A 14,661-nucleotide genomic window follows, 5' to 3' on the forward strand; every position below is an offset into this window, starting at 1 on the left:
GATAGTCTGATGGCCTGCAGCTGGACAAAAAACGCGTAAATCTCTAAATAACCGGATAAATCCTCTTGATTGCGTATCGCCCATGGACTTATTGAGCCACTTCCTGTCGATGCTCAGGATCGAATCGACCAGCCTCTCCAGTTGGCACCTCAGGGCTCCATGGGGTGTACAGGTCCGCGACTACCAGCCGGGCTTCTGCTTCATCGTCACCGAAGGCAGCTTCGTGGTGGAAACCGCCGACGGCCAGCGCCTGCATCTCGCCCAGGGGGACACACTGCTGGCTGCCAAAGGCGCCGAGTGTCGCCTGCTGTCGAAACCGGGGGTTGCCACGACAGATCTTCACCAACTGAGGTGGAGTGAATCGCGCTCACCCAGGCTCGACCGCAGCCTGCAGCCCGGGTCGGCGATTTCCGTCGTCCATGGCGGCGACGGCGAGTTGTGTCGTCTGCTCGGATTGGCCTTCAGCATCCAGGGCGGACAGGGCGCATTCATCCTGTCGGCACTGCCGGAGTTCATCGTCCTGCGCGATAACGACGCCAGCATTCTCAACCTGACCCGCCCGGCTATCGAGACCTTGCTGGTCGACGACAAGCCAGGCTATTACGCAGTCGCCAGGCATATGGCGGAATTGATCATCGTCGGCCTTTTGCGCCACTTCATCCTCACCGACTCCGGTTTCTCGCCAGGCTGGATGAAGGGCTTGCAGGACCCATACATCTGCAAGGCCATGCTGGCGATACACGAAAAGCCGGATCATAAGTGGAACGTTCAGCAACTGGCGGCAACCGCCAATCTATCGCGCTCGTCATTCGCCGCACGTTTCAGGCGGCTCGTTGGCCAGTCACCGATCGACTATCTGAATGCATGGCGCATTACCGTCGCAGCCGAGCTGTTGCGCGACAGCAAGGACTCGATAGGGCAAATCGCCGCGACGGTGGGGTATCAATCGGATCGCGTGTTTCGCCAGGCATTCCATGAGCGCATGGGCACGTCGCCCAGGCATTATCGTAATGAGCAGAAGGCTTGAGTGTTCTTTCGACAGGCATGGCGGATACGACTGCAAGTCGCTCAGTTCCTGCTTGAACGGGTCAAACCGAGGTAGCTGAAAAGGGGAATCCGTGAAGGTTTGCGCAGTCCGACCTTAGCTCGACAGTCGGCTCACCTTACGCCATGGTCAGCATGTCCTCTATGTCACGACTGGACAGGGCATTCCACCGGTATTGCCACGCGCGCATGACCAGACAAAACGACAAAGCCCCTGAAACTTCACAGTTTCAGGGGCTTTGACATGTATGGCGGAGAGATAGGGATTTGAACCCTAGGTACCCGCGAAGGTACAACGGATTTCGAATCCGTCCCGTTCGGCCACTCCGGCATCTCTCCAGTGGCGCGCATCATACCAGCACTTTCTGCAAAGGCGAAGCCTTTTGATGAAAAAAATCGCGTGCTTTCAGATGCTTGCGCGAACGTGCCGGATTACAGCGGCACGCCCAGGCGCTTGGCGACTTCTTCGTAGGCTTCGATGACATCACCGAGGCCCTGGCGGAAGCGGTCCTTGTCCATCTTCTTGCGGGTTTCCTTGTCCCACAGGCGGCAGCCGTCCGGGCTGAACTCGTCGCCGAGGACGATTTCGCCGTGGAACACGCCGAACTCCAGCTTGAAGTCGACCAGCAGCAGGCCGGCGTCGTCGAACAGCTTGGTCAGCACTTCGTTGACCTTCAGCGACAGCGCTTTCATCTTCGCCAGTTGCTCGGCAGTACCCCAGCCGAACGCCACGACGTGGGATTCGTTGATGAACGGATCGCCCTTTTCGTCGTTCTTCAGGAACAGCTCGAAGGTCGAGGGCTCCAGCTTGATGCCTTCCTCGACGCCAAGGCGCTTGACCAGGCTACCGGCGGCGTAGTTGCGCACCACGCATTCGACCGGGATCATGTCGAGCTTCTTGACCAGGCATTCGTTGTCGCCCAGCAGCTTGTCGAACTGGGTAGGGATGCCGGCTTCTTCCAGTTTCTGCATGATGAAGGCGTTGAACTTGTTGTTCACCATGCCCTTGCGGTCGAGCTGTTCGATACGCTTGCCGTCGAAGGCCGAGGTGTCGTTACGGAACAGCAGGATCAAACGGTCGGCGTCGTCGGTCTTGTAAACCGACTTGGCTTTGCCGCGGTAGAGTTCTTCACGTTTTTCCATGATGGGCTCCGCTTGCTAAATGAGAGGGGCTAGACGATTTCGCGCCAGTCGAGCCCACAATCCTGGTTGGCCACTTGCAGCCAGTCCGGGTCGCACCCGAGGGTATCGACGAAACATTGCCGGGCCAGCTGTGGCAGGTTGTTCTTGCTGCTGAGATGGGCCAGCACCAGGTGCTGCAGATTCTCCCATCCCAACTCCGCCACCAGGTTCGCGGCCTGGTGGTTGTTCAAATGTCCGTAGTCGCCACCCACCCGCTGCTTGAGAAACATCGGGTAATGCCCGCGGGCCAGCAGGTCGCGACAATGGTTGGATTCGATCATCAGGGCATCCAGGCCCCGGTAATGCTCCAGCAGCACAGAGTCGTAGCAGCCCAGGTCGGTCAGCACGCCAAGGCGCCTGCGGCCGTCACTGAACACGTACTGCAAAGGCTCCAGCGCGTCATGGGTCACACCCACCGCGCGGATGCTCAGGTCACCCACCACGAAGGTGTCGTTCGCCGCGAGCAGCCCGGTTGCCTCCAAGGGCTTGCGCAAGCCGCGCAAGGTGCCTCGACTCAGGTACACCGGAACATTGTAGCGCCGTGCCAGCAAGCCCACCCCATGCACGTGGTCGGCATGTTCATGGGTTACCAGCACGGCGCTCAGGCTGTCCGGGGCAACGCCGAGCCGCCCCAGGCGCCGCTCGGTTTCACGCAGGGAAAAGCCGCAATCGACCAGCACTCGCGTGTTGCCACTGCTGACCAGCGTGCCATTTCCCTGGCTGCCGCTTCCGAGAACCGCGAAGCGCACTTAACCCAGGTTGTCCTGGATGACGCTCAGCACACGACGGGCCACGTCAGCCGGGGCCACGGTATTGATGTTCTTCTCGACGGTGACCTGCACGCTGTCACCTACCTTGCTCAGGCGTACCTGATAGCGCTCGGCGCGGGCTTCGACCTCTTCCTTGCTCGGCTCGCTGCCGAACATGCGGCTGAAGAAACCAGGCTCGCTCTTGGGCTCGGCTTTTTCGGCAAGGTTGATGTAGTACAGGCCAAGGCTGCGGTTGATGTCTTCGACGCGCCATTCGCCGTGCTCCAGGGCACGACCGACGCTGGACCAGGCGCGATCGAGGTCGGCACCGAGGCTCAGCACCGGGTTGCCGCTGCCGTCCTCGCTCAGGCTGACACGGCTCGGCGCATCGAAATCGCGGGCCGCGAGCAGGGACACCGAACCACCCTTCTCGGCGCTGCGGGTCATGCTGGCGAGCATTTCGTCGACCAGCACCGCGTCGACGCCGGTATTGCTGGAGCGCGCCGGGAAGTCCTGCTCGGCGGTGCTGCCGGCAGGACGCTCGACGGTAACCACGTAGACCTCGCTGGTGTTGCGCTGCACGCCCGGCTCGATACGCACACGGGCACGGATTTCGCTGTCACGGCTGCTGGCGGCGCCGCCCAGGCGATCGGCCATGGACGCGGAAAGCTCGTCGAAACGCTGCCAGGTGGTGTTGAACTCGCCGGTCTGCGGACGCTCTTCGGCAATCCGGAAACCGTTGTCCTCGAAGAACTGCCGGGCCACCGGCCAGGTTTCCGCCGGCGAACGCTGGGCCAGGACCCAGCGCGCGGCGCCGCTCTTCTGCAGGCTGAAATCGCTGACATCGGCGGTAGCCGCCAGCGGCAGCGGACGGGGAACCTCGAATTCGCCCTTGACGGTGTCGTCGGCGACGTTGCGCGGAATCGGCAACAGTGGATCGAGACGCTTGACGTTGCTCGCATCCGGAGGCAACTGCATGGGCGGCTTCTGGGTCGCCTCCAGGTAGTCGCTGCCACGGTCGCGGAAATACCCGTCCTCGCCCCACAACCAGGCGCAACCGCTGGTGCTGGAAATGATCAGGGCAAGGGCGGAAAGACCAGCCAATCGCTTCATGCGGAGTACGTCCTCAATTAAACCAGTACGCCGCACTGGCGCATGGCCTGGCGCAGCGTGTCATGACAGGATGGGCTCAGCCAGGTCAGCGGCAGGCGAATGCCGTTGTCCATCAGCCCCATTTCATTCAGGGCCCACTTCACCGGAATCGGGTTGGCCTCGATGAACAGGTTCTTGTGCAGCGGCATGAGTTTTTCGTTGATGGCCCGTGCGGTTTCGGCATCGCCACGCAGGGCGGCTTCGCACAGGTCGGCCATTTCGCGCGGAGCGACGTTGGCGGTGACGGAGATGTTGCCCTTGCCACCGAGCAGGATCAGCTCGACGGCGGTCGGATCGTCGCCCGAGAGGACGATGAAGTCGTCGCCGACACCTTCGATGATCGCCTTGGCGCGGGCCAGGTCACCGGTGGCTTCCTTGATGCCGATGATGTTCGGCACGCTGGACAGGCGGATCACGGTCTCGGCCAGCATGTCGCAGGAGGTGCGGCCCGGCACGTTGTAGAGGATCTGCGGGATGTCCACGGCTTCGGCGATGTGCTTGAAGTGCTGGTACAGGCCTTCCTGGGTCGGCTTGTTGTAGTACGGCACCACCAGCAGGCAGGCATCGGCACCGGCTTTCTTGGCATTCTGGGTCAGGTGGACGGCTTCGCTGGTGGAGTTGGCGCCGGTGCCGGCAATGACCGGGATACGGCCGGCGACCTGCTTGACCACGAACTCGATGACCTGGATGTGCTCATCGACGCTGAGGGTCGCCGACTCGCCGGTGGTGCCGACGGCAACGATGGCATGGGTCCCGTTCTGCAGGTGGAAGTCCACGAGTTTGCTGAGGCTGTCCCAGTCCAGACGCCCATGTGCATCCATGGGTGTGACCAATGCCACCATACTGCCCGCAATCATGAAGCTGCTCCTGCCGGAAAAAGAGAGCGGTAATGGTACTGGCGCCATCGGCCTTGCACAAGCGACGCGGGCGCCTGGAGCATTCCCCTTCGCGGCCATTTTCGCTACCCTTCGTCCTTTGATCGGTACACAGCGGCCCGCCGGGCTGCCAACCATGCGTTCCGGCAGGGTCCGCCCCTCGATCCAGCACCCCTGGAGCATGCGAACCAGCCTTTTTCCGCGCGTCAGGTACCGACCGCTCATCGCTTTAGGAATGCTATGTCCACCCCCACCGTCCGCGAACAATTCCTTGTCGTCAGCGCCCTGGGCCCGAGCCCGATGGAGCTGACCAACATCCTCTGCCGCGCCAGCAACGACAGCCGCTGCGCGGTGGTCACCTCCCGCCTGACCCGCCACGGCGAATGCAGCGCGCTGATTCTGCAGATCAGCGGCAACTGGGACGCCCTCGCCCGCTTCGAAGGCGCCCTGCCGAGCCTGGCGAAGAAGCACGGTTTCATCGTCAACGTGGTGCGCAGCACCGAGCTGGAAGTGCGCCCGCTGTCGCTGCCGTACGTCGCCTACGTCAGCGCTGCGTACCGCCCGGACATCATCAACGAGCTGTGCCAGTTCTTCATCGACCACCGTGTCGAGCTCGAGAACCTGACCTGCGACACCTACCAGGCACCGCAGACCGGCGGCACCATGCTCAATGCCACCTTCACCGTCACGCTGCCCGCCGGCACCCAGATCAGCTGGTTGCGCGACCAGTTCCTGGACTTCGCCGATGCACTCAACCTGGATGCCCTGATCGAGCCGTGGCGTCCGCAGAACCCGATGTAAGGAGCCGCCTCATGGCCGTCGAACTCGATAAACCCGTTGCCGACTTCCAGGTCCAGGCCACCAGCGGCCAGCAGGTCAGCCTCGCCGATCTCAAGGGCCGCCAGGTCGTGCTGTACTTCTATCCGAAGGACAGCACTCCGGGCTGCACCACCGAAGGCCAGGATTTCCGCGACCAGCACGCCGCCTTCCAGGCCGCCGGCACCGAGGTGTTCGGCGTGTCCCGCGATGGCCTGAAGTCCCATGAGAACTTCAAGGCCAAGCAGGCCTTCCCCTTCGAGCTGATCAGCGACAAGGACGAAAGCCTTTGCCAGCTGTTCGACGTGATCAAGCTGAAGAAGCTGTACGGCAAGGAATACCTGGGCGTCGACCGCAGCACCTTCCTGATCGACAAGGACGGCGTGCTGCGCAAGGAATGGCGCGGCGTCAAGGTGCCGGGCCATGTGGCCGAGGTACTTGCCGCGGCCGAAGAGCTCAACAAGGCTTGAACAGAAACGGGGCATGATCGACATGCCCTGTTTTCATTTCACGCTGTTCATTTCGCGCTGTTCACTTCATAGCAGCGGCGCCACCGCCGGTTCCCGCCTCGGCCAGGCATCCAGCACGGCCTTGAACAGCGTCGCCAGCGGAATGGCGAAGAAGATTCCCCAGAAGCCCCACAGCCCGCCGAACAACAGCACCGCGCAGATGATCGCCACCGGGTGCAGGCTCACCGCCTCGGAGAACAGCAGCGGCACCAGCACGTTGCCATCCAGCGCCTGGATGATCGCGTACACCGCCATCAGGTAGATGAACTGGTCACCCCAGCCCCACTGGAACAGCGCGATCAGGGTCACCGGCACGGTGACCACCACCGCGCCGACATAGGGCACCACCACCGACAACCCCACCAGCAGCGCCAGCAGGGCCGCGTAATTCAGACCCAGGGCAACGAAGGCAATGTAGGTGGCCACGCCGCAGATCAGGATCTCGATGCCCTTGCCGCGGATGTAGTTGGCGATCTGCCGGTTCATTTCCTCGGCGACCCGGGTCATCAGTGCGCGCTCGCGCGGCAGGTAGCTGACGACCCAGCGGGCGATGGTCTCGCGGTCCTTGAGGAAGAAGAACACCAGGATCGGCACCAGCACCAGGTAGATCATGACGTTGACCAGCAGCGGCAGGCTGGACAAGGAGAAGGTCAGTGCCCACTGGCCGAACTTGCCGATTTCGCCGCGCATGGCCTCGATGGCCTGCAGCACCTGGTCGTCGGACACCAGATGCGGATAGCGCTCCGGCAGCAACAGCAGCAGCGACTGCCATTTGCCGAGCATGCCCGGCAGTTCGTTGAACAGGGTGATCAACTGGTGCCAGAGCAACGGCACCAGCACCAGCAGGAACACCGCCAGCGCGCCCATGAACAGGGTGAAGACCAGGCCGACCGCGACCTTGCTCGGCACCTTGAAACGCTCCAGCGCATTGACCAGCCCCTGCATCAGAAACGCCAGGACCATCCCCGCCAGCACCGGCGCGAGCATGCCGCCCAGGGTCAGGACCGCGGTGAAACCGAGAAACAGCAGAACCGCCAGCACCACCGCTTCCTCATCGGAGAAGTAACGGTGCAGCCAGCTGCGAAGCACTTTGAACATCGGAAAGGACTCAGGCCTTTTTCAGCCAGTAGGTGTAGGTCCCGCCTTCGGCGGTTTCGTGAAGCAGGGTATGACCGGCAAGCCTGGCGAAAGTGCGGAAGTCGCGCTGCGAGCCGCCATCGGTGGCGATGACCTTGAGCACTGCGCCCGAAGCCAGGCGATTGAGTTCCATCTTGGCCTTGAGCAACGGCAACGGACAGTTCAGGCCGCTGGCGTCCAGTTCGGCATCGGGATTGGGAATAGCGGTCATTGCAGCACTCCAGAAGAATCGGAACGGGCCGGGCGAGCCGGCAAGCCTCGCAGAATTGCGCCACTGGTCGCAACCGTGCCGGGCGGCTACAGTAAGGCTTTTTGTCGACCAGAGCTCCGTGCATGACTTTTCTGCGCCCTACCCTGCTGACACTGGCCTGCCTGCTGGCGCTTCCGAGCCACGCCGACGACCTGCCGTCACTCGGCGACGCCAGCTCGGCCATCGTCTCGCCGCAACAGGAACATCAGCTAGGCCGCGCCTGGCTGAGCCTGCTGCGCGGCAACGTCAGCCAGTTGTCCGACCCACAGCTCAAGGATTATGTCGAAACCAGCGTCTACAAGCTTGCCGAAACCAGCCAGCTGCAGGACCGCCGCCTCGAATTCATTCTGATCAACAGCCCGGAACTCAACGCCTTCGCCGCCCCTGGCGGAATCGTCGGGGTCAACGGCGGCCTGTTCCTCAATGCCCAGACCGAAGGTGAATACGCCTCGGTCCTGGCCCACGAACTTGCACACTTGTCGCAGCGCCACTTCGCTCGTGGCGTCGAGGCCCAGCAGCGCATGCAGTTGCCGATGATGGCGGCCTTGCTCGCCGGCATTGTGGTCGCGGCGTCCGGTGCCGGCGACGCCGGTATCGCCGCGATCGCCGGCACCCAGGCCGCAGCCATCCAGGAACAACGGCGCTTCTCCCGGCAGAATGAACAGGAAGCCGACCGCATCGGCATCCTCAACCTGGAGAAAGCCGGTTACGACCCGCGCAACATGCCGACCATGTTCGAGCGCCTGATGCGCCAATACCGCTTCGACGCCAAGCCGCCGGAATTCCTCCTGACCCACCCGGTTACCGAAAACCGTATCGCCGACACCCGCAACCGCGCGGAACAGGCGCCACCGGGCGGTATCGAGGACAGTGCGCGCTACCAATTGATGCGCGCCCGGGTGCAATTGTTCTATGAAGGCACGCCGGGCCTGGCAGCCAAGCGCTTCCGCGCGCAACTGGACGAAAACCCCAAGCTGGACGCAGCGCGCTACGGCCTGGCCCTGGCGCAGATCAAGGGTGGCCAGCTCAACGAGGCGCGGGAAAACCTCAAGCCGCTGCTGGCCAAGGCGCCCAACGACATCACCTACAACCTGACCCAGATCGACCTGGAGATAACCAACAATCGCCTGGCCGACGCGCAGCAGCGGGTCGATCGCATGCGCCAGTTGTATCCCGGCAACTACCCGCTGAAACAGGTGGCTGCCGACCTGCTGCTCAAGCAGAACAAGCCGGCCGAGGCAGAAAAGGCGCTGGAAGCCCTGGTGAAGGACCGTAGCGACGACCCGGATGTCTGGTATGACCTGGCCGAAGCCCGCGGGTTGTCTGGCAATACCATCGGCCTGCACCAGGCCCGGGCCGAGTTCTTTGCGTTGACCGGGGATTTCGACCAGGCGATCCAGCAACTGGACTACGCCAAGCGGCGTGCCGGTACCAACTTCCAGTTGGCCTCACGGATCGATGCCAGGCAGCGGGACATGCTGGAGCAGCAGCGGATGGTCAAGGATATGATGCGCTGATCTTCAGGGCCTCATCGCTGGCAAGCCAGCTCCCACAGGTATAGCAGTGCTCTCACGAGCGGCGCAGTCACTGTGGGAGCTGGCTTGTCGGACCGCCGCACCGCAGCGATTGGAGCAACCGAGGTTCAAGCGTTACCCGACAGTTTCAACCGCGCCGCCGCGGTGAAATCCAGCATCCGCTGCAACGGCCGGATCGCCTGCGGCACCAACGCCGGCTCGACGAAGATCTCGTTGCTGCCTTCGCGCAGGCATTGCAGGGTGCGCTCCAGGGTGTTCATCGCCATCCACGGGCAATGGGCACAACTGCGGCAGGTCGCGCCGTTGCCCGCCGTAGGCGCCTCGATGAATTCCTTGTCCGGACACAACTGCTGCATCTTGTAGAAGATGCCGCGGTCGGTAGCAACCACGAAACGCTTGTTCGGCATGCGCTGCGCTGCGGCAATCAGCTGGCTGGTGGAGCCTACCGCGTCGGCCAGCTCGATCACCGCCTCCGGCGATTCCGGGTGCACCAGGATCGCGGCGTCCGGGTACAGCGCCTTGATATCGGCCAGCTGCCGCGACTTGAATTCTTCGTGAACGATGCAGGCGCCATCCCACATCAGCATGTCGGCACCGGTCTGCTTCTGGATATAGCGCCCCAGGTGCTGGTCCGGCCCCCAGATGATGGTTTCGCCGTTGTCCATCAGGCTTTCGACGATCTCCAGCGCGCAACTTGAAGTCACCACCCAGTCGGCACGGGCTTTCACCGCCGCCGAGGTGTTGGCGTAGACCACCACGGTACGCTCGGGATGCTGGTCGCAGAAGGCCGAGAACTCGTCCACCGGGCAACCGAGGTCGAGGGAACAGGTGGCTTCCAGGGTCGGCATCAGGACGCGTTTTTCCGGGGTGAGGATCTTCGCGGTCTCGCCCATGAAGCGCACGCCGGCCACCAGTACGGTACTGGCCGGGTGGTTCTTGCCGAAGCGGGCCATCTCCAGGGAGTCGGCCACGCAGCCACCGGTTTCCTCAGCCAGGGCCTGGATCACCGGGTCGCAATAGTAGTGGGCGACCAGCACCGCATCCTGCGCCTTAAGTTCGGCGGCGATGGCGGCACGGTAGTCGGCCTCTTGTTCAGGGGTGAGGGGCTTGGGCTGCTTGGCATCCAGGTGGGCCTGGACCAGAAGGCGTTCGGAAATCTGCGTCATGTTCGCAAGACCTGCAGGCGCTGATGCGCGTAAGTCGAGAGTATCATCGGGCACGGACAAATCGGGTAACAGCTCGACTTTGCACGGGTGGCAAAGTCCGCTGCGACCTCGGTTTTATGAGTGGCCGAAGGCTACAGACAATCGGATGAATTCTAAAGGCTTTTTTAGCTTGCCAGGCGGGCGGGCGACGCTCGACACAGCGCCCGCCAGCCCGCGTGGTTACTGTGCGGCGCCAGTGAATCCGGCAGTACGCTGCTGGACCAGCGCAGCAAACTGATCGACGGTCATCTTCTGGCCGTTGAAGTCCACCTGGCCGTCGGCATAGCCCAGCTGCACGAGAATGTCATCTCCCTTGATCGCCGCCAGCTGGCTCTGCGCCGCGATCATCCCGACCATCTCGCCGGAAGCCGAGGCCTGGCGCACTTGCTCGGCGTCCAGCCCTTCGAGCCTGGCGCGCAAGGCCGCAAGGTCGCCGATCATCGGTTTGGAGATCTTCAAATTGGTCTGCAGCGACTTGACCGACTGGGCGAAGGCCTGCTCCAGCGGGACACCTTCCGGGCCCTTGGCGGACAGGTCGAGATCGAGATCGAAGCGGCTTTCGCCGTTGGCAGTCTTGAACGACAGCTCCTGCAGGGTGACCCGCGGACCGCCCGCCAGCAGTTTCAGCAACGGCGCCTGCAACTGCGGGTCATCCAGCATCAGTGCGCCGGTGTCCGGGGTCAGGCCCAACGCCATGCTTTGCAGTTGCGGCAGGTTCTGCTCGTACCATTGCACCAGGTTGCCGACCGCCTCCGGATTCAGGCGCGCGACATGCCAGGCTACCCGTGCGCTGCCGATGGGGTTCCCGGAAAAGGTGATATCCGCAAGGCTGGCCTGCTGCTGCAACGACAGACCGCTCTGCTCCAGGCGATAGACATCGCGCTGTTCGAACTTGCCGAAACGCAGTGATTGATTGTCGCCGAACGACAGCGAGCTCTCGGCCACGTCCAGGTTCATCGAGCCGACGAAATAGCCGTAGCTGCTCATGGTGAAGTCGGTGGACAGCGCGATGCCCTTGAGCGAGACACTGACCGGGGCTTCACCACCCGTCACCATTGCCACACGGCCCAGCTCACCGCGAAGACGCAACCCCTCGCCTTCGAGCGTCGAATCCATGTCCAGGGTCAGGCCGGAGAACGACAGGGAGGTATCGTCCTCGCCGACGGCTTCGAACGGCGCCAGGCGCAGCTCGTTGCGGATCGCACCGCCGTAACCGACGCTCATGCTGCCTTGCAGCGGTGCTTGCTCGCCGGTCACGGCAAACCAGGGCGCGCTGTCGTCGGTGTTTTCCAGTACGTAGTTGCTGGCAGCCATCACCGGCGCCAGTTGCAGGCGCTTGACCCGCGACCAGGGAAACGGGCCATGCTCCAGTTGGTCCTTGAATTCGAGCTGGAGGTGTTCGCCCTCGGCACCGTCGAGGGTCAGGCGATAACGCGCCTGGCTACTGAACGCCCCGGAGTCCAGGGACAACAACTCGACCTTGCCGCTGCCACTGCCGCTCAGGGCTGCGGCCAGTTGCCGGTTGGTCTGCGCCAGCGAGGCCTCGAGCACCTCGGGCAATTGCTTGCCGGTGTACCACGCGATCGAGGTACAGGCCGCTCCCGCGACCACCAGCCCGCCGATGACTAACAGTGCTTTCTTCATGAAGTGTTCCAGTTGCTTTCCCTGATTGATTGAGCGACTGCACGGGCGTTCCGCCCCGTATTGCCGGGCAGCGAGATTATCACCCCCGCGTAGCACGCTCATACAACTGTCATCGGACACTGCCATGTTCAGCGCATCAACCCGCCCTGCGCGGCGGCACGAACGGCATCGCACCGAAAAGGGAGCTTCTTATGAAAGTTGCAGTGTTCGGCACCGGTTACGTGGGCCTGACCCTCGCCGCCTGCCTCGCCGAGGTGGGCCATGCGGTGTGCTGCGTCGATGTGGATGCCCGGCGCGTGGCGAGCCTTTCCGAGGGGCACTGCCCGATTTTCGAACCCGGCCTTCCGGTGCTGCTGAAAAACGGCCGGGCCAGTGCCCGCCTGGCCTTCACCACCGACGCCGCCCGGGCCATCGACGCGGCGACAGTGATCTTCATTGCCGTCGGCACCCCTTCATTGCCCGACGGCAGCGCCGACCTGAGCCAGGTCTTTGCCGTGACCGACAGCATCGCCCGGCATGCCCGCGGCGATAAGATCGTGGTCAACAAATCCACTTCGCCAGTCGGTACCGTCGATGCGATCAAGGCCCGTCTGGCCCGGCACGACGCCAGCACCGCCACGCGCGTGGACGTGGTGAGCAACCCGGAATTCCTCAAGGAAGGCTCGGCGGTGCTCGACTGCATGCGTCCCGACCGCATCCTCATCGGCGGCGCCAGCCCGGCGACCCAGGCGCTGCTGCGCGAGCTGTTCGCCCCCTTCAGCCGCAACCATGACAAATTCATCTGCATGGACGCACGCAGCGCCGAGCTGGCCAAGTACGCGGCCAACTGCATGCTGGCAACCAGGATCTCGTTCATGAACGAGATGGCCAACCTGGCCGAGCACACCGGCGCGGACATTGAGGCGGTGCGCCGGGCAATCGGCTCCGACCCGCGTATCGGCTATGACTTCATCTATGCCGGTTGCGGTTTCGGCGGCTCGTGCTTCCCCAAGGACCTTTCCGCGCTGCAACGCATCGCCGAGCAATACGACTACCAGCCGCGCCTGCTCCAGGCCGTTGACGCGATCAACCAGCGGCAGAAGCATCGCTTGTTCGAAAAGATCCTCGACCACTACGACGGCGACCTGGCAGGCAAGACCTTCGCCGTCTGGGGCCTGGCGTTCAAGCCCAACACCGACGACATGCGCGAGGCCTCCAGCCAGGTGCTGCTGCGCTCGCTGTGGCAGGCTGGAGCCAATGTCCAGGCGTTCGACCCACAAGCCCACGCCGAAGCCCGCCGCCTGTTCGGTGAACGCGACGACCTGCGTTTGATGGACAGGAAGGAAGACACCCTGTCAGGCGCCCATGCCCTGGTGATAGTCACCGAATGGCAGGATTTCAGGGTTCTGGACAACGGCCTGGTCAGGCAGCGCCTGCTCGACGCCACGGTGTTCGATGGCCGCAACCTTTACGAACCGGCACAGATGGCCGAGGCAGGACTGGTGTACTACAGCATCGGTCGCCCCGACGCCGGGGCGCGCCAGGCGCCCCGGTGATCCCGGGATAAGGAAACGTCCTACTCGTTGACGTCCATGAACTCGCGGGCCCAGACGATGTAGTCATTTGGCTGGGTGTAGGTGTGAGTCAGCTCGGTGGCGCTCAGGTCCGAGGCGGCGCTGGTAATCCGGCGCTGCTCGCGAAGGCTGTCGTAGGTAGCCTTGATCGCAGCGAAATAGGCGCCATGGCCATCGACCGCGATGCGCACGCCCAGTTGCGCCAGGCGCGCATCGTCGTGCAGTTGCGGGTTGCCATAGGTCACCAGCATCAGCGGTACGCTGAGGTGGCGGGCGATTTCTTCCAAGTGCTCGAAATCGCGCACGCCAACCATGCACACACCGTCGGCGCCAGCGTTCTGGTAGGCCACCGCGCGGGCGATGACTTCCTCGGTCGGGATGGCCGCGGCGTTGGTCCGGGCGATGATCACCAGCTCCGGATCGACACGGGCTTCAAGGGCCGCACGGACCTTGCCGACGCCTTCCTCGATGCTGATGAGGTCGGTGGATTTGCGCCCGAACTGGGCCGGCAGCAGGGTGTCTTCGATGGTCAGTGCGGAAACCCCGGCGCGCTCCAGTTCGATCACCGTGCGCATCACGTTCAAGGCGTTACCGTAGCCATGGTCGGCGTCGGCAATGAACGGCAACTGGGCGACACGCCCGATGCGGGTGGCCTGCTCGGCGAACTCGCTCAGGGTGATCAGGGCAAAATCCGGTGCTGCAAGTACCTGTAGCGACGCCACCGAGCCCCCGAGGATACCCACCTCGAAACCGAGGTCGGCGGCGATACGCGCGGACATCGGATCGAACACCGAGGCGGTGTGGTAACAGCGGGGGGAAGCAAGGAGTTTACGAAACGCACGGCGCAGTTCTTGGTGGGACGCTTTGGGCATGATCAATCCACTTATTTCGACTTCATTCTGCCCCGCAACATACCACTGCTTGATGTCGCTCTGACAGCAGGAAAGGTCCTTGTCCGACAAATTGACGAAACGTTTCATCTCCCCGGGCTTGCAGGGCAACCGGATGAC

At 63.1% G+C, this 14,661-nt stretch carries 14 protein-coding genes and 1 tRNA gene; 5 read left to right on the forward strand and 10 right to left on the reverse strand.

The genetic code is table 11. From position 1 onward, the window contains the following. Positions 1-82 precede the first annotated feature (82 nt). Complete coding sequence (locus CSV86_RS17840) at positions 83-1,027, forward strand: AraC family transcriptional regulator (RefSeq protein ID WP_009399598.1); 945 nt, start codon at positions 83-85, stop codon at positions 1,025-1,027. Between the two features lie 266 nt (positions 1,028-1,293). Here CSV86_RS17840 and CSV86_RS17845 read toward each other — a convergent pair. The 5 genes from CSV86_RS17845 to dapA all read right to left on the reverse strand — a co-directional run bounded on the left by CSV86_RS17845 (position 1,294) and on the right by dapA (position 4,984). Further along, positions 1,294-1,383 (reverse strand) — tRNA-Ser (locus CSV86_RS17845). A gap of 93 nt (positions 1,384-1,476) precedes the next feature. Beyond that, positions 1,477-2,187, reverse strand: coding sequence for a phosphoribosylaminoimidazolesuccinocarboxamide synthase (purC, locus tag CSV86_RS17850; protein ID WP_009399599.1), 711 nt, complete (start codon positions 2,185-2,187; stop codon positions 1,477-1,479). 29 nt (positions 2,188-2,216) lie between these two features. Beyond that, positions 2,217-2,975, reverse strand: coding sequence for an MBL fold metallo-hydrolase (locus CSV86_RS17855; RefSeq protein ID WP_009399600.1), 759 nt, complete (start codon positions 2,973-2,975; stop codon positions 2,217-2,219). Then, on the reverse strand, positions 2,976-4,088 hold the full coding sequence (gene bamC / locus CSV86_RS17860) for an NlpB/DapX family lipoprotein (RefSeq protein WP_009399601.1): 1,113 nt from the start codon (positions 4,086-4,088) through the stop codon (positions 2,976-2,978). A 17-nt stretch (positions 4,089-4,105) separates the two neighbouring features. Continuing rightward, positions 4,106-4,984, reverse strand: coding sequence for a 4-hydroxy-tetrahydrodipicolinate synthase (dapA, locus tag CSV86_RS17865; RefSeq protein WP_009399602.1), 879 nt, complete (start codon positions 4,982-4,984; stop codon positions 4,106-4,108). Positions 4,985-5,242: 258 nt separating this feature from the next. On the opposite strand from dapA, the gene CSV86_RS17870 reads away from it, so the two are divergent. Together CSV86_RS17870 and CSV86_RS17875 are read left to right on the forward strand one after the other, a co-directional pair. Continuing rightward, entirely contained in the window at positions 5,243-5,803 is a 561-nt protein-coding gene (locus CSV86_RS17870; protein ID WP_009399603.1) for a glycine cleavage system transcriptional repressor, read from the forward strand. 11 nt (positions 5,804-5,814) lie between these two features. Then, the gene (locus CSV86_RS17875; RefSeq protein ID WP_009399604.1) at positions 5,815-6,288 is read left to right on the forward strand and encodes a peroxiredoxin; all 474 of its coding nucleotides are present in this window, start codon (positions 5,815-5,817) and stop codon (positions 6,286-6,288) included. A 66-nt stretch (positions 6,289-6,354) separates the two neighbouring features. On the opposite strand, the gene CSV86_RS17880 is transcribed toward CSV86_RS17875, so the two are convergent. Together CSV86_RS17880 and CSV86_RS17885 are read right to left on the reverse strand one after the other, a co-directional pair. Then, positions 6,355-7,425, reverse strand: coding sequence for an AI-2E family transporter (locus CSV86_RS17880; protein ID WP_009399605.1), 1,071 nt, complete (start codon positions 7,423-7,425; stop codon positions 6,355-6,357). A 10-nt stretch (positions 7,426-7,435) separates the two neighbouring features. Further along, positions 7,436-7,675 (reverse strand): sulfurtransferase TusA family protein, encoded by a 240-nt coding sequence (locus CSV86_RS17885; protein ID WP_009399606.1) that lies wholly within the window; start codon positions 7,673-7,675, stop codon positions 7,436-7,438. Between the two features lie 122 nt (positions 7,676-7,797). Here CSV86_RS17885 and CSV86_RS17890 point away from each other — a divergent pair, with 122 nt between their 5' ends. Beyond that, positions 7,798-9,231, forward strand: a complete 1,434-nt coding sequence (locus tag CSV86_RS17890) for a M48 family metalloprotease (protein ID WP_009399607.1) — start codon at positions 7,798-7,800, stop codon at positions 9,229-9,231. 125 nt (positions 9,232-9,356) lie between these two features. On the opposite strand, the gene nadA is transcribed toward CSV86_RS17890, so the two are convergent. Next, on the reverse strand, positions 9,357-10,415 hold the full coding sequence (nadA, locus tag CSV86_RS17895) for a quinolinate synthase NadA (protein WP_009399608.1): 1,059 nt from the start codon (positions 10,413-10,415) through the stop codon (positions 9,357-9,359). A 219-nt stretch (positions 10,416-10,634) separates the two neighbouring features. Beyond that, positions 10,635-12,098: a YdgA family protein gene (locus tag CSV86_RS17900; protein WP_009399609.1), complete on the reverse strand. Its 1,464-nt coding sequence runs from the start codon at positions 12,096-12,098 to the stop codon at positions 10,635-10,637. A gap of 191 nt (positions 12,099-12,289) precedes the next feature. On the opposite strand from CSV86_RS17900, the gene CSV86_RS17905 reads away from it, so the two are divergent. After that, positions 12,290-13,633: a UDP-glucose dehydrogenase family protein gene (locus CSV86_RS17905; RefSeq protein WP_009399610.1), complete on the forward strand. Its 1,344-nt coding sequence runs from the start codon at positions 12,290-12,292 to the stop codon at positions 13,631-13,633. 20 nt (positions 13,634-13,653) lie between these two features. On the opposite strand, the gene CSV86_RS17910 is transcribed toward CSV86_RS17905, so the two are convergent. Then, positions 13,654-14,523, reverse strand: a complete 870-nt coding sequence (locus CSV86_RS17910; RefSeq protein WP_009399611.1) for an oxaloacetate decarboxylase — start codon at positions 14,521-14,523, stop codon at positions 13,654-13,656. Positions 14,524-14,661: the final 138 nt, after the last annotated feature.

It is taken from the genome of Pseudomonas bharatica CSV86, assembly GCF_000319305.2.
Classification (GTDB): domain Bacteria; phylum Pseudomonadota; class Gammaproteobacteria; order Pseudomonadales; family Pseudomonadaceae; genus Aquipseudomonas; species Aquipseudomonas bharatica.